The organism is Mycobacterium sp. 050128 (assembly GCF_036409155.1).
Taxonomy (GTDB): Bacteria; Actinomycetota; Actinomycetes; order Mycobacteriales; family Mycobacteriaceae; genus Mycobacterium.
The window spans coordinates 865,057-882,661 of the sequence record NZ_JAZGLW010000001.1 but is presented as its reverse complement, the minus strand read 5'-3'; the positions used below and the strand labels follow the sequence as shown (position 1 = coordinate 882,661).

Genomic DNA, 17,605 nt, shown 5'->3' with positions numbered 1-17,605 from the left:
GGCTCACGGCCACGGGGACGCGGTGGTCTTGTAGTTCCCGTTGAGCGCGCTGCAGAAGTCTGAGTTCGTGCCGGCGAGCAACACGATGAAGTCGCCGCCCTTGTCGTTGAATGTCTGTGGGGGATAAGCCCATCCGCTGTTGCACATTTGGGTGGGGCTGCCCATTGAGGGCCGGCGCCAGTTGGACATCTCGCACGCTTTCATGGCGGCGACGTCCGGGTACGCGCTCTTGGCGATCACCAGCATCGCGCCTCCCCACTTGCCGTCGTTGCGGCGATAGCCTCGCGCACCGAATCCGGCATTGTCCTTCTGGCATCCCAGCGCGCGCTGCAGCGCCATGAACGGCTGGGCGAGGTCGCGATCGCTGATACCGGCCGCGGCAGCGATGAATCCAGCCGCGTCCGGGCCGTCGACTTCTTGGACATTCGGATCATTGAGGCTCTTGAGTTGCTGCGACATTTGCGACGCGGCGCCCCCGCCGCCGATGATCGGCCCGCCATTGGTGGCGGTCATGGGCGGCAGCGTGCCGGTGGGATCGGCGACGGCGGTCGGCACCGCCGACGCTCCCAGCGCCAGCGTGCACGCGGCGATAGCGAGAATCCGCATACTTCAAACTCCTTCGCTTATCTCCCCGGTGGCATCGGTGGGGCCGCGTTCGGGGCCATCACCGCGCCGATCTTGCGGAACAGTATGTCGGCCTGATTACTGTAGTTGCCCTGGTCGTCGAATGCTTCCGGGGCGTAGGTGACCGCGACGGCGATCGCGATCTTGTGGGTCGGCAGATAGGCCTCGACGCCCGCGCACCCGGAGAACAGCGGGTTCTGCATCAGCCAATCGCCGGAGATGATGATGCCCAGGCCGTAGGTGTAGCCCTCGCTTTGGTCGAAGCAGGTCGGGCAGCCCGGTTGGGCGTGTGTCTTGCCGCGCAGCGCCGTCGACACCATCCTCTTGTACGAGTCGCCCGAGAGCAGCTTGCCCGAGCCGATCCCGACTGCGGTGGCTTCCATGTCATCGATGTTGGTGGTCTGAATGGCGCCATGGGTAATCGTCCAGGACGGATTCCAGTAGGTGGACTCTTCGTAAAACGGTGTTCGCGCAGGGATTTTCAGTGCTTGGCGCCGCTCTGAGCTGAACGTGTGCAATACGGGCCAAGGAATTTCGGCCGTTTCGGAGTTCGCGGTGTGCTTGAGGCCGAGCGGTCCCAGCACCTCGTTGGCCAGCAGTGTCGGCATGTCTTGACCCGTGGCCTTCTCCAGCGCGAGGCCAAGCAACACGTAATTGGTGTGCGCGTAGTTCCAATTGGTACCCGGCTCATAGAGCAGCGGCCGCCCGGAGATCTGGGCGAGGATGTCTTGAGTTGTCCACTGCTGGAACGGGTTTGCGTATGACTCGTTGGCGAATTGGTCGTTGCCGATGACGTAATCCGGGTAACCCGACGTCATCTGCGCCAGTTGCCCCAGGGTGACTCGTCCGGAATTGGGGAAGTCGGGCAGCCATTTCGACAACCGATCCTCCAGGCTCAGCTTCTTCTGGTCGACCAGCTTGAGCAGCAACGTCGAAACGTAGGAGATCGCGACCGCACCGTTGCGGAAGTGCATGTCGGTGGTGGCCGGCACCCCGGTCATCGAATCGCCGACGGCCTGGGTGACCACCTCCTTGCCGTCGACGGTGACGCGAACGATCACGGCCTTCAGGTGCGCCTGCGTCATGAAGTTTCCGACCACCCGCATCACGGCATCGGCCTTGGCCTGGTCCGCGGAGTCCGCGTGCGGGAGTGTCGATGGCGACTTGGGCCCACAGCCCGCCACCACCAGGCAAGCGAGGACCAGCCAAATGACAGGGCGCAGCGTGCGCGGGCTCATCAGCGGAAGGCGTCGCTACCGGTGAACGCCTGGCCGAGCACCAGCTGGTGCATCTCGGGCGTGCCTTCGTAGGTCAGCACCGACTCCAGGTTGACCATGTGCCGGATCACCGGGAATTCCAGTGATATCCCGTTGCCGCCCAAGATGGTTCGGGCGGTCCGGCAGATCTTGATCGCCTCACGGGTGTTGTTCAGCTTGCCGAAGCTGACCTGCTCGGGGCGCAGCCCGACGCTGTCCTTGAGGCGGCCCAGGTGCAGCGAGAGCAGCTGTCCCTTGTGCAATTCGACGGCCATGTCGACGAGTTTGGCCTGGGTCAACTGGAATCCCGCTATCGGCCGGCCGAACTGGGTGCGCTGCGTGGCGTATTCGAGTGCGGCCTGCCACGCGGTACGCGCTGCGCCCATCGATCCCCAGATGATGCCGTAGCGCGCCTCGGACAGGCAGGACAGCGGCCCGCGCAGCCCCTTGGCGTCGGGCAGTATCGCGTCGGCGGGCAGCCGCACATCGTCGAGCACCAGCTCGCTGGTGATCGAGGCCCGCAGCGACAGCTTGTGGTGAATCGTGTTGGCGGTGAAGCCCGCGGTGCGGGTCGGGACCAGGAAGCCCCGAATTCCGCGGCTTCCTTCGTCGTCGGTGTTGGCCCACACCACCGCGACGTCGGCGACCGAACCGTTGGTGATCCACATCTTGCGACCGTTGAGCACCCAGTCCGAACCATCCCGTCGCGCATGGGTTTTCATCGCCGCGGGGTCGGATCCGGCATCGGGTTCGGTGAGCCCGAAGCAGCCGAGCAGCTCACCGGCGGCCATGCCGGGCAGCCACTGCTGCTTCTGTTCCTCGGAGCCGAAGTTCCAGATCGCGAACATCGCCAGCGATCCCTGCACCGAGACCATCGACCGCACCCCGGAGTCGGCGGCCTCCAGCTCGGTACACGCCAGGCCGTAGTGCACCGACGAGGAACCGCCGCATCCGTAACCCTCCAAATGCATACCGAGCAGCCCGAGCTCGCCGAACTGCTTGCCCAGTTGGCGCACCGGCAGGTCACCGATCTCAAACCACTCCGCGATGTACGGGATGACGTGCTCGGCGCAGAATTTCCGGACCGTGTCGCGCACCGCGATCTCATCGCTGGACAGCGACGCGTCCAGGCCAAGCGGGTCTTCTCGGTCGAACGCGGGAGGCTTGTGTGTGCTCATAGCAGTCAGCCTGCCACCGCGTCCGACGCGAAGAACAGCCTGCGGGTCAGCCCGGTAGTCTCGCTCTATGCAACGGCTGGGGTGGCTGGCCTACCTTTTGTCAGACGTGGTGGGCGTTTTGGTGTTCTGCGCGGTGGGACGCCGCAGTCACGACGAGGGACTCAACCTCGCCGGCATCGCGACCACGGCCTGGCCGTTTCTCACCGGCACCCTGATCGGGTGGCTGGTGTCCCGGGGGTGGCAACGGCCCACCGCCGTCGCACCTACCGGGGTGATCGTCTGGGTGTGCACCGTGGCGATCGGCATGGTGTTGCGCAAAGCCAGCTCCGCGGGCGTGGCCGCCAGTTTCGTCGTGGTCGCGGCGACAGTCACCGCGCTGCTGTTGCTCGGTTGGCGAGCGGCGGCCGGACTAGCGTTGCGGCGCCGCTCCGACGTCTGATGGCACGGACCGACGACGACACGTGGGGTCCCGACAGCGGCGTCGGGATGACCGCGACGTTCGGCGCGGTCGCGCGCGCACTGGCCACCACGAAGGGTCTGGTCAACGACCCGTTCGCCGAGCCGTTGGTGCGCGCCGCGGGGGTGCAGTACTTCACCCGGATGCTCGACGACCAGCGGTACGTCGAAGACGGCGGCGACAACGCGATCATGACCGGGCTCATCACCCTGCTCGGGGCGCACACCCGATTCCTGGATGAATTCCTCGCCGCGGCCGCACGGGCGGGCATTGCCCAGATCGTGATCCTGGGCTCGGGCCTGGACACCCGGCCGTATCGGCTGTGGTGGCCACCCGGGACCACGGTGTACGAGATCGATCAGCCGGACGTCATCGACTTCAAGACCGCCGTGCTGCGCCGGCTCGATGCCGAACTGACCGCGCACCGCAGGGCGGTCGGCGTCGACCTGCGTCGCGACTGGCTGACGGCGCTGCACCGGTCGGGGTTCGATGCCGCCCGACCCACGGCGTGGATCGCCGAGACGTTGCTGATCGGGTTCCTGCCTCCCGACGAGCAGAGCCGGTTGCTCGACGATGTCTGCGCCGTCAGTGCGCCCGGCAGCCGCTTCGCCGGCGATCACATGCCCACCTGGTCCACGTTCCAGCTGGAGGCCGCGCAGACGTTCGTCAACACCTGGCGCCAATTCGGCCTCGACGTCGACCTGGCCGGACTGACCTACCCCGGCGAATATCGGGCAGTCCCGCAGTATCTGGCCGACCACGGCTGGCAGACCGTCGAACGAAATGTCGCCGATTTGTTCAGTGCGATCGGAATGGGCCCCCGCTGGCGCGGCACCCCCGATGACAACGCGATTACGCCTCGATACCTCACCGCCACACGATCAGCCGGGCCCGGGGCAAGACCCGGCTGGAATGCATCGGTCTGATAGGCGTTAGAGGTGAGGTGATGTCGAAGACCCAGCTTCGGTTTGTGCCGGCCGCGTTGGACGACGCGTTGGCCCAGCCACTGCTGGCCGAGCTGGCCGTCGAGTACGCGCAGCGCTACGACAGCACGCCACCAACGGTGTTGGCGTGGCTCAAGGACAACCCCACCGACGAGTTCGCGCCACCGGACGGGGGCATGTTGATCGGCCTGTTGGATGGCCGCCCGGTGACCGGCGGCGGATTTCGTCGCTTCGACGCCGAGACGGCCGAGCTCAAGAGAATCTGGACCGACAGCGGGCATCGCCGCCGCGGTTACGCGATGGCGCTGCTGGCCGAGCTGGAAGCCGCGATCGCCGGGCGCGGCTACCGCAGGGTCTATCTGATGACCGGCAACCGTCAGCCCGAGGCCGAGGAGCTGTATCAGGCCACCGGATACATCCGGTTGGACGAGCCGTTGCCGTCCGAAGGCCCGGTCTTCCCGATCGCTTTCCAGAAGTGGCTGACATGAGCGGCCCGCTGCATCTGGGCGTCGCGCTGGACGGATACGGCTGGGACCCGCAGGCCTGGCGGGCCACTTTGTCGGCCGACCCCGACACGCCGTCGCAGCTGAGCGGACGATACTGGGCCGGGCTTGCGGCCACCGCCGAGCGCGGGCTGCTCGACTTCCTCACCGTCGACGACACCTTGATGCCACAGCCCGGCCGCGGCGAGCGGATCCGTGCGGAGCGGCTCGCGGGCCGCGGCGACGCCGCGCTGGTCGCGGCGCGGATCGCTCCGGTGACGCGGCACATCGGGCTGATTCCGGTCGCGACGGTGACGCATACGGAACCGTTCCATATCTCCAAGTCCATTGCCACGCTTGACTATGTCTCGCACGGCCGGGCCGGCTGGCAGCCTCGCGTCAGCTCGACTGCGCACGAGGCGGCGCTGTTCGGCCGCCGGTCTGTCCCCGTGGACGGCTTGTCGGATCTTTTTCCAGAGGCCAGGGATTACGTCGAGGTGGTGCGCCGGTTGTGGGACAGCTGGGAGGACGACGCGGTGGTCCGCGACGTGTCGACCGGCCGTTATGTCGACATCGACAAGCTGCACTACATCGACTTCAGTGGAAAGTTCTTCTCGGTCAAGGGACCGTCGATCACACCCCGCCCGCCACAGGGCCAGCCGGTCGTGGCGGTGCTGGCCCACCAGGGACCGGTCTACGAATTCGCCTCTAGCAGTGGTGATCTCGTGTTCATCACGCCGAAGGACGAAGCTTCGTTGCGCGCCATCCTGGACGAGGTGGCCACCGCCGGCGGCGCGCGGCTGAAGGTCTATGCCGACGTGGTGGTGTCCTTTGGGGGTGCGGGCGACCCCCGCTCCGATGCGCTTAACTTCACCGGCAGCCCAACGGAATTGGTGGACCTGTTGCTCGATTGGCAGCGCCTCGGCATCGACGGCGCGCGGTTGCGACCCGCCGTCAACGCCACCGACCTGCCGGTGATCGTCGACGAGGTGGTTCCGTTTTTGCAGCGTGCCGGCCGCTTCCGGGAGGCCTATCAAGAGGGCGAAACGCTGCGGGCCCGGCTGGGCCTGCCGGTCGCGCCCAACCGATACGCGGCGGTCCGGCGATGAACGTTGCGCTGTCCATCCTCGACCTCTCGCCGATCAGCGCCGGAAGCGACGCGGCGACGGCGCTGCGCAACACCATCGAACTGGCCCAACGCGCCGAAGACTGGGGCTTTCGCCGCTACTGGGTGGCCGAACATCACTTCGTCGGTGTCGCCAGTGCGGCGCCCGCTGTGTTGATCGGTCAAATCGCGGCTGCTACCAACAGGATTCGGGTTGGCGCCGCGGCAGTGCAACTGGGCTATACCACCGCCGTCGCGGTGGTCGAAAGCTTCGGCATGCTGGAAGCCTTTTATCCCGGACGCATCGATCTCGGTATCGGCCGGTCCGGGCAGCGCCGCTTGGAAGGCCAGCAGCCCAAGCCGAAGGAGCCCCGTCCGCCGCGGGTGTGGCACGAGGTGGACGGCGTCGTCGTTCCGACCCCCTTCGACCTGCGCGGGCTGCTCGACCTCGAACAGCTGCAAGCCACGATGGGGATCCTGCAGCAGCCAGAGGCCGTATCCCCGGACTTCGCCGAACAGGTTGACGACATTCTCGCCCTGCTCGAAGGCACCTACCACGTCGGTAAGTTCGACGTGCATGCCGTGCCGGGCGAACGAAGCGGATTGCGGCCGTGGGTCTTCGGCAGCACCCGGGGACAGAGCGCGAGGGTCGCCGGGGCCCGGGGGCTGCCGTTCGTCGCGAGCTATCACATCACGCCGGCCACCGCGCTGGAGGCCATCGAGGCCTACCGCGACACGTTCGTGCCGTCGGCGGCGTTGGCGAAGCCTTACGTGGTGGTGTCGGCAGACATCGTAGTGGCCGACGACTCCGACACCGCCTGGCACCTGGCCGCCGAATACGGCCATTGGGTGTACTCGATACGCAGCGGCGTAGGTGCCATGCCTTATCCCGAACCCGGCAGCTGCCCACCGCTTACCGACGAGCAATTTGACCTCGTAAAGGACCGAGTGGCAACGCAATTTGTCGGTAACCCCGATGAAGTGGCGGAGCGGCTGGAGGCGCTGCAACGGGTCACCGGCGCCGACGAACTCGTGGTCACCTCGGTGACGCACCGGCACGAGGACCGGCTGCGGTCGCACGAGCTGATCGCCAAACGCTGGGGTCTGACGGAATGAATATAAGAAACGGTAAGCACCGCAAGCCGATTCATCTGGCCGCCCATTTCCCGGGCGTCAACAACGCCACGGTGTGGACCGATCCCGGCGCGGGCAGCCAAATCGAGTTCGACTCGTTCGTACACCTCGCCCGCACCGCTGAGCGTGGGTTGTTCGACTTCTTCTTCCTGGCCGAAGGGCTGCGGCTGCGTGAACACCGCGGCCGGATCTACGACCTCGACGTCGTCGGTCGCCCGGACACCTTCGCGGTGCTGGCCGCGCTGGCCGGTGTCACCGACCGGATCGGACTGACCGGTACGATAAACACGACCTTCAACGAACCATTCGAGGTGGCAAGGCAATTCGCTACCCTCGACCACCTGTCGGAGGGCCGCGCCGGCTGGAACATCGTCACCTCGTCGGACGCCTTCACCGGCGCCAACTTTCGCCGCGGCGGCTTCCTGAAGCACGCCGACCGGTACCGGCGGGCCGAGGAGTTCCTGACGGTCGCACGCCGATTCTGGGATAGCTGGGATGCCGACGCGGTGCGGGCCGATATCGAAAGCGGAACGTATGTCGACCCTTCCGGCATTCACGCCGTCGAGCATCACGGCCCCGACTTCGACGTTCGCGGTTTCCCGACGCTGCCGGTCGGGAAGCAGGGTCATCCGGTCCTGCTGCAGGCCGGCGACTCCGACGAGGGCCGGGCGTTCGGCTCCCGGTACGCCGACGCGTTTTTCACCCTGCACGGCTCCCTGGAGGACGGTCAGCGCTACTACGCCGACGTCAAGGGCAGAGCCGCAGCATGGGGTCGAGACCCCAACCAGCCCAAGGTTTTTCCGGCCGCGACCTTCGTTCTCGGTGACAGCGACGCCGAGGCGCATGACAAGGCGCGCCACGTCCGCTATCAACAGGTCAGCGGCGCCACGGCGATCGCAATGCTCGAGCAGGTGTGGGGCCGTGAGCTCTCCGACTTCGACCCGGACGGGCCGCTGCCCGAATTCGATCCCGTCGTCGACAGCGACATCACCCAGGGCCGGGTCCGCCACGTCGACCCCGTCAAGGTGGCCGGCGTGTGGCGCGAACGCTCCCAGGCCGAGAAACTGTCGATCCGTGAGCTGATCATCGCGGTCACCAGCCGCGAGCAATTCGTCGGCACCGCATCCCGGGTCGCCGACGAGATCGACAAATACATCCAGGCCGACGCTTGCGACGGGTTCATCCTGGTCCCGCATCTGACGCCGCACGGCCTCGACGAATTCGTCGACCGGGTGGTGCCGCTGCTGCAGGAGCGCGGTGCGTTTCGCACCGAGTACAGTGGCGAGACGCTACGAGATCACTTGGGGCTCAGCGAGTTCGCGGCGCATACATGATGACGGCCACGCCCAGCAGGCAGATCACCGCGCCGGTGACATCCCACCGATCTGGTCGAAACCCGTCAAAACCCATGCCCCACAACAGCGATCCGGCCACGAAGATGCCACCGTACGCGGCGAGGATACGACCGAAGTTGGGGTCGGGCTGCAGGGTGGCGACAAAGCCGTAGGCGCCCAGCGCGATCACGCCCCAGCCCACCCACATCCAGCCGCGGTGCTCGCGCACTCCCTGCCAGACCAGCCAGGCGCCGCCGATCTCGAACAGCGCCGCCAGCGCGAACAACGCGATCGACTTGGCAACCGTCACAGCGCACCTGCTTTTTCCAGCGCCGCGTTGGTCGCTTCGCGGATCGGGCCGCGCCACAGCGGACCGTGCCCCGGCGCCAGCACCTCGGTCTCCAACAGGGCTAGCGCCGAAAGCGTTCGGATGCAGTCTTCTTGGCTGTAGCTGAAGATCGCCGGCAGCAGTTGTGGTCCGTCGTGCCGTATCAGCGGGTGCCCGGTGATCAGCGCGTCGCCGCTGGCCAGCACACCGTCGACCAGGTAGGAGCAGTGGCCTCCGGTGTGGCCGGGGCTGAAAACGGGTCTGGGGTGGCCCGGCAGCGCCGCGGCGATTTCGGGCGTCAGCGCCTGGGTGGTCGGAATCCCGTCGCGGATTAGGCCGCCGCTGCGCACCACATGTGCGGTCCACACCGCCCAGCGGGGCCGCCAGATGCGCAGCGCCAGATCGATCACCGAGACCTGTTCGAGGTACTCGCGCTTGGCGTGGCCGACTTCGTCGGCGTGGCAGTAGACGGGGATGCCGTGCTCGCCGGCGAACCAGATCGCCGAGCCCAGATGGTCGATGTGGGCGTGCGTCAGCAGGATCGCGCGTACGTCGGCGACGCCGTAACCGAGCACCTTGAGCGAGGCCAGCACCGCCTCGCGGTCACCCGGATAGCCGGCGTCGATCAGCAGCACGCCGTCGTCGTCGGTGACCAGCGTCCAGTTGACGGCCTCGCCCTGGGCGAGGTGCACGGTGTCGGTGACTTGAACAAGTGTTGGCGCTGGTGCCATGCCCGCGAGTCTAGGAGTAGAAAGAACCTGTGGCTGAACTGAAACTTGGATACAAAGCGTCTGCTGAACAATTCGCACCACGCGAGCTCGTCGAACTGGCTGTGGCCGCCGAAGCACACGGTATGGACAGCGCCACCGTCAGTGACCACTTCCAGCCGTGGCGGCACAAGGGTGGACACGCCCCGTTCTCATTGGCCTGGATGACCGCGGTCGGCGAGCGCACCGAGCGGCTGGTGCTGGGCACGTCGGTGCTCACCCCGACCTTCCGGTACAACCCGGCCGTCATCGCCCAGGCCTTCGCCACGATGGGTTGCCTGTACCCGAACCGCATCTTCCTCGGCGTCGGAACCGGCGAGGCGCTCAACGAGATCGCCACCGGATACGAGGGCGAGTGGCCGGAGTTCAAGGAGCGCTACGCGCGGCTGCGCGAGTCGGTGAAACTGATGCGCGAACTGTGGCTCGGCGACCGCGTCGATTTCGAGGGCGAGTTCTACAAAACCAAGGGCGCCTCGATCTACGACGTGCCCGAGGGCGGCATCCCGATCTACATCGCCGCGGGCGGACCGCAGGTGGCCAAGTACGCCGGGCGCGCCGGCGACGGATTCATCTGCACGTCCGGCAAGGGCGAGGAGCTCTACAAGGACAAGCTGATCCCCGCGATGCGCGAGGGCGCCGAAGCGGCGGGCAAGAACCCGGACGACATCGACCGGATGATCGAGATCAAGATCTCCTACGACACCGACCCCGAACTGGCCCGGGAGAACACCCGGTTCTGGGCGCCGCTGTCGCTGACCGCCGAGCAGAAGCACTCCATCGACGACCCGATCGAGATGGAGAAGGCCGCCGACGCGCTGCCGATCGAGCAGATCACCAAGCGCTGGATCGTGGCGTCGGATCCCGACGAGGCGATCGCCAAGGTCAAGGATTACGTCGACTGGGGCCTCAACCACCTGGTGTTCCACGCGCCCGGCCACGACCAGCGCCGGTTCCTGGAGCTGTTCGAAAAGGACCTTGCGCCCAGGCTGCGGCGACTTGGCTGATACCGCTCGACCCGCTTCGGGGATCTACATCGCGGCGCCCGAGCCCGAGACCGGCAAGTCGACGATCGCGCTCGGGCTGCTCAACCGACTGACGGCCACGGTCGCCAAAGTCGGTGTGTTCCGGCCAATCACCCGGCTCGGCGAGGATCGCGACTACATCCTGGAGCTGCTGCTGACGCGTGCCAACGCGGGCCTGCCCTACGAGGAATGCGTGGGCGCCACCTATCAGCAGATCCATGCCGATACCGACGCGGCGATCGCCGGCATCGTCGACGCGTATCACGCGATGGCGCAGGCATGCGACGCGGTGGTGATCGTCGGCAGCGACTACACGGATATCGCCGGTCCCGCCGAACTGTCGGTCAATGCCCGCGTCGCGGTCAATCTCGGTGCGCCGGTGCTATTGGCGGTGCGAGCCAAGGACCGCACCGCCGATCAGGTCGCCGGGGTCGTCGAGGTGTGTCTGGCCGAGCTCGCCGCGCAGCGCGCCCACACCGCGGCGGTCGTCGCCAACCGGTGCGATCCGGCCGAATTGGGGGCCGTTGCCGAAGCGCTGCACCGGTTCGAACCACCCAGTTATGTGCTGCCCGAAGATCCGTTGCTCTCGGCGCCGACGGTCGAGGAGTTACGGCAGGCCGTGCACGGGACGCTGATCAGCGGTGACGCCGAACTGGTTCGGCGCGAGGTGATGGACGTACTGGTGGCGGGGATGACCGCCGACCATGTGCTGGAGCGATTACGCGACGGCATGGCGGTGATCACCCCCGGCGACCGTTCCGACGTCGTATTGGCCGCCGCCAGTGCCCATGCGGCCGAAGGGTTTCCGTCGCTGTCCTGCATTGTGCTCAACGGCGGGTTTCAACTGCATCCGTCCATTGCGGCACTGGTCGCCGGGCTGCGCCTGCGGCTGCCGATCATCGGGAACGAGCTGGGGACCTATGAAACGGCCAGGGCGGCAGCCTTGGCCCGCGGCCGGGTCACGGCAACCTCGCACCGCAAGATCGACACCGCGGTGGGGCTGATGGAGCGCCACGTCGATATCGCGGATCTGATTGCACAGCTGGCTATTCCGATCCCCACCGTGACAACCCCGCAAATGTTCACCCATCAGCTCACGCAGCAGGCCCGGACCGATCGAAAGCACATCGTCCTTCCCGAAGGCAACGACGACCGCATCCTCAAGGCCGCCGGCCGGGTGCTGAAACGCTGTGTCGCAGACCTGACGATCCTGGGTGACGAATCCCAAATCCGTTCGCGCTCAGCCGAACTCGGAGTCGACCTGCACGACGCCACGATCATCGACCCGTACCACGAAGAACTGTGCGACCAGTTCGCGGCGCAGTACGCCGAGCTACGCAAGGCGAAGGGGATCACCGTCGAGCAGGCCCACGAGATCATGCACGACGTCTCGTATTTCGGCACCATGCTGGTGCACAACGGCATGGTCGACGGCATGGTGTCCGGCGCCGCGCATACCACCGCACACACGGTTCGACCGGCGCTCGAGATCATCAGGACCGTCCCCGACGTCTCGACGGTGTCCAGCATCTTCCTGATGTGCATGCCCGATCGGGTGCTGGCCTTCGGCGACTGCGCGATCGTCCCGGACCCCACGCCCGAACAGCTCGCCGACATCGCGATCAGTTCGGCGCGCACCGCCGCGCAGTTCGGCATCGATCCGAAGGTGGCGATGCTGTCTTACTCCACCGGTGATTCGGGAACCGGAGTCGACGTCGACAAGGTCAGGAAGGCAACGGAATTGGTGCGCGCACGGGATCCGCAGCTTTTGGTCGAAGGGCCGATCCAGTACGACGCCGCGATCGAGCCCTCGGTGGCCGCCACCAAGCTGCGCGACTCCCTGGTGGCCGGTCACGCCACCGTGCTGATATTCCCCGACCTCAACACCGGCAATAACACGTATAAGGCGGTGCAGCGCAGCGCCGGGGCCATCGCGATCGGTCCGGTGCTGCAGGGGTTACGCAAGCCGGTCAATGACCTGTCTCGCGGCGCACTCGTCGAAGACATCGTCAATACCATTGCGATCACCGCGATCCAGGCGCAGGGGGTCGGGCATGGCTGATCAACTCGTATTGGTGATCAACTCGGGTTCCTCGTCACTGAAATACCAACTGCTCGAGCCGGATTCGGGTGCGATCCGCGCGAGGGGCGTCATCGGGGAGATCGGCGAGCCGTCCGGGCGGGCCGCCGATCATGAGGAAGCGTTGCGTTTGGCGTTTCACCAGTTGGCCGAGGATGGCATCGACCTGAAGTCGAGCGGTCTGTTGGCGGTCGGACACCGGGTCGTGCACGGCGGCAGCGATTTTTATCGCCCGACGCTGCTCGACGACGTGCGGATCGCGGAGCTGGAGAAGCTGTCGGAGCTTGCGCCGCTGCACAATCCGCCCGCGCTGCAGGGCATCAAGGTGGCACGCAAGTTGTTGCCGGCCGTCGCGCATGTCGCCGTGTTCGATACGGCTTTCTTCCACTGCCTACCGGCCGCGGCGGCGACGTATGCGATGAATCGGGAGCTTGCCGAGCGATACCGGATACGCCGCTACGGATTTCACGGCACGTCGCATCGCTACGTGAGCGAGCAGGCCGCCGCATTCCTGGGCAGGCCGCTGGACAGCCTGAACCAAATCGTGCTGCACCTGGGCAATGGCGCTTCGGCCTCGGCGATCGCCGGCGGCCGGCCGGTCGACACGTCGATGGGCCTGACCCCGTTGGAGGGTCTGGTGATGGGTACCCGCAGCGGCGACATCGACCCCGGCGTCATCAGTTACCTGTGGCGCACCGCGAACATGGATGTGGAGGCGATCGAGTCCATGCTCAACAACCGGTCGGGCGTCTGGGGCCTGGCCGGCGAGCGCGACTTCCGCCGGCTGCACGCGATGATCGAATCAGGGGACAGTTCAGCACAATTGGGATACGACGTATTCATCCATCGGCTGCGTAAGTACATCGGCGCCTACCTGGCGGTGCTGGGGCACACCGACGTGCTGACTTTCACCGCCGGCATCGGCGAGAACGATGCTTTGGTGCGTCGTGATGCCGTGCACGGGCTGGAGGAGTTGGGCATCGCTCTCGACGAGAGTCGCAACCAGTCCACAGGCAAAGGTGCACGGCGGATTTCGGCCGATGATTCGCGAATCGCCGTGCTCGTGGTCCCGACCAACGAAGAACTCGCGATCGCACGCGATTGCGCGAACCTGCTGGCGAGCTAGCTCGACGCCCATCGCTCAGCGTCCCTTTCGCATCGAGTGTGCGCCCACGGCGTTGAGTGTGCACTCCGGGCGGGAATCTCGCCGAAATCCCGCCCAGGACGCGCACTCGACGCGTTGGCCTGCTAGAGGAAGCCCAAGCTGGTGCGGCCCGACCCCACCGACGGCGTCGGGTCCGTCCCAACCGTCTTCGCGAGCAGCTCGTGGTAGACATCGCGAAAGTCTGTGGTGAACTTGAGATCTCCGTGGTCGAGGTCGGTGAGGCTGGGCTCCTCGCCGTAAAATCCTCCCTTGACGGGCACGCCCGCGATGAAGACCGGGCCCGCGGTGCCGTGATCGGTCCCCTGCGACGCGTTGGCCGCCACGCGACGTCCGAACTCCGAGTAGGCCATCAGCACCACATTGCGGCCGTGGCGATCCGCGGCCATGTCCCGCAGGAACGGGGTCACCGCCTCGTCAAGTCGTTGCAACAGACGCTGTTGGGTATCGCGCTCGTTGGCGTGGGTATCGAAGCCGCCCAGCGCAACCGTGTAGACCCGGGTCGGAACGCCGGCGCGTACCGCGGCGGCAACCATATTCAGCTGTGTGGCCAGCGAATTATCCCTGTTAGCAGCAGGTTTGATCGCCCCGAAGGTCTTGCTGGTGGTGCGGCTGGCTCGATAGGCCTTACGTACCGCCGCCATCGCCGGGGTGTCGGCGGGGTCGTCGTCGCCCAGCGCGCTCACGATGGCGTCGAAGCGCTCCGCCTGCGGATCCCGCGCTGGCGTCGATGCCAGCGCTGCCGCCGTGTACTTGTCGCCCACTGCCAGCGGAGGCAGCACAGGTCCGATGTTGACCGCGCGCAACGGGTCGTCGCCGGTGGCGTCGAGCCAGCGGCCGATCCACCCGGTCGAGACCGGTTCGGCCGGCGACGCCGTCTGCCAGATGTCCATCGACCGGAAGTGACTGTGGTCGGGCCGCGGATAGCTCACACCACGCACGATGGCGAGCTGGCGCTGGCTCCACAACTGGGCCATGCCCTTCATCGCGGGGTTGAGCCCGAGCCGGGAATCCAGGTGTAACACCTCGCCCGGGGCGTAGGCGAGCTCGGGACGAGAATCGTGGTAAGCGTTGTCGGAGTGGGGGATTAGCGTGTTGATGCCGTCGTTTCCGCCGTAGAGCGTGACGATCACCAGCACGCCGGCGCCGTCGGCGAGCGGTCGGTCCCCGGCGGCGCGCATCAGGTCGGGCCAGCTGACCGCGACCGCCCCGGAGAGTAGGCCCGCCGCGCCCACGCCGGCGCTGGCGATCAGGAATCTGCGGCGATTGATCTCGGGCATGGCGCTCTCGCTACGACGTCAGGTATTCGGGCGTGTTGACGGCGGCGGCCACCAACTGCGGCGGCTTGCGCACCAGGGGATCGAGCGCGTCGGCGGACCGGTCCGACCAGGAGCCGATGCCGAGCCAGTAGCCGACCGCGTCGATGCGGTCGGCGGGGGCCACGCTTTCGATGCCGGACAGGTCGCCGAAGTGTGCCAGCCGGGCGGCGGCGCGCAGCCGCGCCTCGGCGCTGGCGGTCGACAGCCATACTTGGCCGTGCGGCCAGCCGCCGACGCTCGGCGGGTAAAACGGCCGCTGCCCAAGGGCTTTCAACGTCGCGTCCGCCATCTTCAGGACCTCCGGCTTGTCGACGGGAACGCGCAGCGCTCGCATAACACCAACCAGCCACTCGATCGGGGTGTTGACCACGGCGGCGCGGTTGGCGGTGAACTCTTCGTCGGTCAGGATGGCCCGGGTGAGCGCACGGAGATCGCGCTCGGGGCCGTAGGCGGCGACCAGCCGGCCGAGTACCTGGGGTGAGGCTGGTTCGTCGGAGGCCAACTGTTGCCACAGGCGTCCGGCGACATATTCCGCCGACTTCGGTTGCGCCAGAACGGTATCGCAGAACCCGGCGGCGTCGAAATTGCGGGTGAGGCCGAACATTGTCTTGCCGCCCGAGTCGTGCCGTTTGGGGGTCAGCGAGGTTTGGCCGTCGGGGTCGATCACCCAACCCGTCAAAGCCCTGGCGCCGGCGCGTACGTCGTCCTCGGTGTAACCGTTGCCATGGCCCAGCGCGAACAGTTCCATGAATTCGCGGGCGAGATTTTCGTTGGGCGCCTTGGCGGTATTGCTCTGGCCGTCCAGCCAGCGCAACATCGCGGCGTCGGTCAGCATCGCGTAGGCAAGCGCCCGGAAATCCCCCAGCGACAGGGTGCGCAGCTTCTCGTTCTGTGCGGCCATGTGCGCGGCGGACCGGACCTTCTGCGCGGAGGTCGCAAAGTGGTTGTGCCACAACACGGCCAGCTTCTCGTGCACCGGCTGCCCGACGGTCACCATGCGTCGCAGCCACCAGCTCGACAGCATGCTCTCTTGTTCGGAGACTTGGTGGTTGAACTCCTTGCGGGCCGCCTGGGTCGCGCCCTTGCCCGGGGCGCGCAGCGCCTGCAGCCGCGGCAGCGGGGTGGCGATCGCACCGGGATCCTGGGCGGGGTCACCGGCCAGCATGGCGTCGACGTAGCCGGGCCATTCCCGGCTGATTGCCGCGTCGACCTCGGGCCCGGTCACCCCGAACCCGGCTCGTCGCAGCACGCGGGCCACCGTCATCCACTGTGCGGTCTGGCCCATGCTTCGAGTGTGCACATTGAGCTATGAATCAGCTATGACCCGACGGTGTTGAGTGCGCGCCCACGGCGGGAATTTCGCCGATTTTCCGCCCAGGACACACACTCGACGACCCTGTGCATAAGTGAAATCATGCGTGCGGCCGAGGTGGGAGTGTTCGCACCATGTGGGATGCGAGCCAACCGTTCATCGGCAGCGAGGCGCTGGCGTGCGGCGCACTGAACCGGCATCAGCTGCGCTCGCATTGCCGTGCGGTCTTTCCCGACGTCTACCTGGCGAACGACGTCGAGGCGGCGCTGCAGCTACGCATCGCCGCGGCCTGGCTTTGGTCTCGTCGCCGGGGCATCATCTGCGGAGCGGCCGCCGCGGCGGTGCACGGCGCCCAGTGGATTCCCGACAGTGTCCCGGTCGAACTGATCCATGCCAACAGCCGCGGTCCTGATGGCGTGCTGACGCGGCGCGATGGGCTCCTCGACGGCGAGACGCAGATCATCGACGGCCGCGCAGTCACCACGCCCGAGCGCACCGCGTTCGACATCGGCCGTCGCGGCGCGATCCATTCCGCGGTGGCCCGGCTCGATACCCTGGCGCGCGCAACGGGTTTCAAGGTCGATGACGTACTGCGCGTCGCGCAGTGCCATCCGCGCACGCCCGGGCTGCGGCGACTGGAGGCCGCGCTGAAACTGGTCGACGCGGGCGCGCAGTCGCCGCGAGAGAGCTACCTGCGGCTGCTGCTGATCGATGCCGGCCTGCCGCGGGCGCAGACCCAGATACCGGTGCTTGGAATGGACGGGATTCCGGTCGCGTACCTCGACCTGGGCTGGGAGGACTGCATGGTCGCGGTCGAGTATGACGGCGACCAGCATCGGACCGATCGACGGCAATACGTCAAAGACATCCGGCGGCTCGAGATGCTGTCGGAGATGGGCTGGATCGTCGTCCGGGTCGTGGCCGAAGACAGCCCCGCCGCCATACTGCGCCGCGTCCGCGCCGCGATTTCGGCGTCGAGTGTGCGCTGACGGTTTTGAGTGTGCGCCTAGGGCGGACATTTCGGTGAAATCCCGCCCTGGACGCACACTCGGCGAAATCCCGTCCTGGACGCACACTCGGTGAAAGTGAGGGAGAGCGGTC

Annotated in this window: 17 protein-coding genes; 10 read left to right on the top strand and 7 right to left on the bottom strand. The window is 66.7% G+C overall.

The genetic code is table 11. From position 1 onward, the window contains the following. Positions 1-3: 3 nt before the first annotated feature. Genes SKC41_RS04330 through SKC41_RS04320 form a run of 3 tightly spaced genes read right to left on the bottom strand, consistent with a single transcriptional unit; the run spans position 4 to position 3,058 of the window. On the bottom strand, positions 4-606 hold the full coding sequence (locus SKC41_RS04330) for a hypothetical protein (RefSeq protein ID WP_330976484.1): 603 nt from the start codon (positions 604-606) through the stop codon (positions 4-6). A 17-nt stretch (positions 607-623) separates the two neighbouring features. Then, a complete protein-coding gene (locus SKC41_RS04325; RefSeq protein ID WP_330976483.1) occupies positions 624-1,862 on the bottom strand; it encodes a serine hydrolase domain-containing protein in 1,239 nt (412 codons plus the stop codon). Next, a complete protein-coding gene (locus tag SKC41_RS04320; RefSeq protein WP_330976482.1) occupies positions 1,862-3,058 on the bottom strand; it encodes an acyl-CoA dehydrogenase in 1,197 nt (398 codons plus the stop codon). Before SKC41_RS04320 ends, SKC41_RS04325 begins: the two co-directional genes overlap by 1 nt. 67 nt (positions 3,059-3,125) lie before the next feature. Between SKC41_RS04320 and SKC41_RS04315 the strand changes: the two genes are divergently transcribed. Genes SKC41_RS04315 through SKC41_RS04290 form a run of 6 tightly spaced genes read left to right on the top strand, consistent with a single transcriptional unit; the run spans position 3,126 to position 8,514 of the window. Next, the gene (locus tag SKC41_RS04315; RefSeq protein WP_330976481.1) at positions 3,126-3,497 is read left to right on the top strand and encodes a DUF3054 domain-containing protein; all 372 of its coding nucleotides are present in this window, start codon (positions 3,126-3,128) and stop codon (positions 3,495-3,497) included. Next, a complete protein-coding gene (locus tag SKC41_RS04310; protein ID WP_330976480.1) occupies positions 3,497-4,441 on the top strand; it encodes a class I SAM-dependent methyltransferase in 945 nt (314 codons plus the stop codon). Before SKC41_RS04315 ends, SKC41_RS04310 begins: the two co-directional genes overlap by 1 nt. A gap of 20 nt (positions 4,442-4,461) precedes the next feature. Further along, a complete protein-coding gene (locus SKC41_RS04305) occupies positions 4,462-4,947 on the top strand; it encodes a GNAT family N-acetyltransferase (RefSeq protein WP_330976479.1) in 486 nt (161 codons plus the stop codon). Continuing rightward, the gene (locus SKC41_RS04300; protein ID WP_330976478.1) at positions 4,944-6,050 is read left to right on the top strand and encodes an LLM class flavin-dependent oxidoreductase; all 1,107 of its coding nucleotides are present in this window, start codon (positions 4,944-4,946) and stop codon (positions 6,048-6,050) included. The genes SKC41_RS04305 and SKC41_RS04300 overlap by 4 nt, the downstream gene beginning before the upstream one ends. Beyond that, positions 6,047-7,162 (top strand): LLM class flavin-dependent oxidoreductase, encoded by a 1,116-nt coding sequence (locus tag SKC41_RS04295; protein ID WP_330976477.1) that lies wholly within the window; start codon positions 6,047-6,049, stop codon positions 7,160-7,162. The genes SKC41_RS04300 and SKC41_RS04295 overlap by 4 nt, the downstream gene beginning before the upstream one ends. Further along, positions 7,159-8,514, top strand: a complete 1,356-nt coding sequence (locus tag SKC41_RS04290; protein WP_330976476.1) for an NtaA/DmoA family FMN-dependent monooxygenase — start codon at positions 7,159-7,161, stop codon at positions 8,512-8,514. Before SKC41_RS04295 ends, SKC41_RS04290 begins: the two co-directional genes overlap by 4 nt. Here the strand turns inward: SKC41_RS04290 and SKC41_RS04285 are convergent. Together SKC41_RS04285 and SKC41_RS04280 are read right to left on the bottom strand one after the other, a co-directional pair. Further along, positions 8,489-8,824 (bottom strand): YnfA family protein, encoded by a 336-nt coding sequence (locus SKC41_RS04285; protein ID WP_330976475.1) that lies wholly within the window; start codon positions 8,822-8,824, stop codon positions 8,489-8,491. The genes SKC41_RS04290 and SKC41_RS04285 overlap by 26 nt on opposite strands. Continuing rightward, complete coding sequence (locus tag SKC41_RS04280; RefSeq protein ID WP_330976474.1) at positions 8,821-9,573, bottom strand: MBL fold metallo-hydrolase; 753 nt, start codon at positions 9,571-9,573, stop codon at positions 8,821-8,823. Before SKC41_RS04280 ends, SKC41_RS04285 begins: the two co-directional genes overlap by 4 nt. A 29-nt stretch (positions 9,574-9,602) precedes the next feature. Here SKC41_RS04280 and fgd point away from each other — a divergent pair, with 29 nt between their 5' ends. From fgd to SKC41_RS04265, 3 genes are read left to right on the top strand one after another with little or no spacing between them, the layout of a single operon-like run. Beyond that, complete coding sequence (gene fgd, locus SKC41_RS04275) at positions 9,603-10,613, top strand: glucose-6-phosphate dehydrogenase (coenzyme-F420) (RefSeq protein ID WP_330976473.1); 1,011 nt, start codon at positions 9,603-9,605, stop codon at positions 10,611-10,613. Next, positions 10,606-12,693, top strand: coding sequence for a phosphate acetyltransferase (gene pta / locus SKC41_RS04270; RefSeq protein WP_330976472.1), 2,088 nt, complete (start codon positions 10,606-10,608; stop codon positions 12,691-12,693). The genes fgd and pta overlap by 8 nt, the downstream gene beginning before the upstream one ends. Then, positions 12,686-13,837 carry an acetate kinase gene (locus SKC41_RS04265; protein ID WP_330976471.1) on the top strand — a complete coding sequence of 384 codons (1,152 nt, stop codon included), beginning with the start codon at positions 12,686-12,688 and terminating at the stop codon, positions 13,835-13,837. Before pta ends, SKC41_RS04265 begins: the two co-directional genes overlap by 8 nt. 122 nt (positions 13,838-13,959) lie before the next feature. Here SKC41_RS04265 and SKC41_RS04260 read toward each other — a convergent pair whose 3' ends face one another. Continuing rightward, entirely contained in the window at positions 13,960-15,153 is a 1,194-nt protein-coding gene (locus tag SKC41_RS04260) for a DUF1501 domain-containing protein (protein ID WP_330976470.1), read from the bottom strand. 10 nt (positions 15,154-15,163) lie between these two features. Beyond that, on the bottom strand, positions 15,164-16,477 hold the full coding sequence (locus SKC41_RS04255) for a DUF1800 domain-containing protein (RefSeq protein ID WP_330976469.1): 1,314 nt from the start codon (positions 16,475-16,477) through the stop codon (positions 15,164-15,166). 161 nt (positions 16,478-16,638) lie between these two features. Here SKC41_RS04255 and SKC41_RS04250 point away from each other — a divergent pair, with 161 nt between their 5' ends. Further along, positions 16,639-17,493 carry an endonuclease domain-containing protein gene (locus SKC41_RS04250; protein ID WP_330976468.1) on the top strand — a complete coding sequence of 285 codons (855 nt, stop codon included), beginning with the start codon at positions 16,639-16,641 and terminating at the stop codon, positions 17,491-17,493. Positions 17,494-17,605 lie beyond the last annotated feature (112 nt).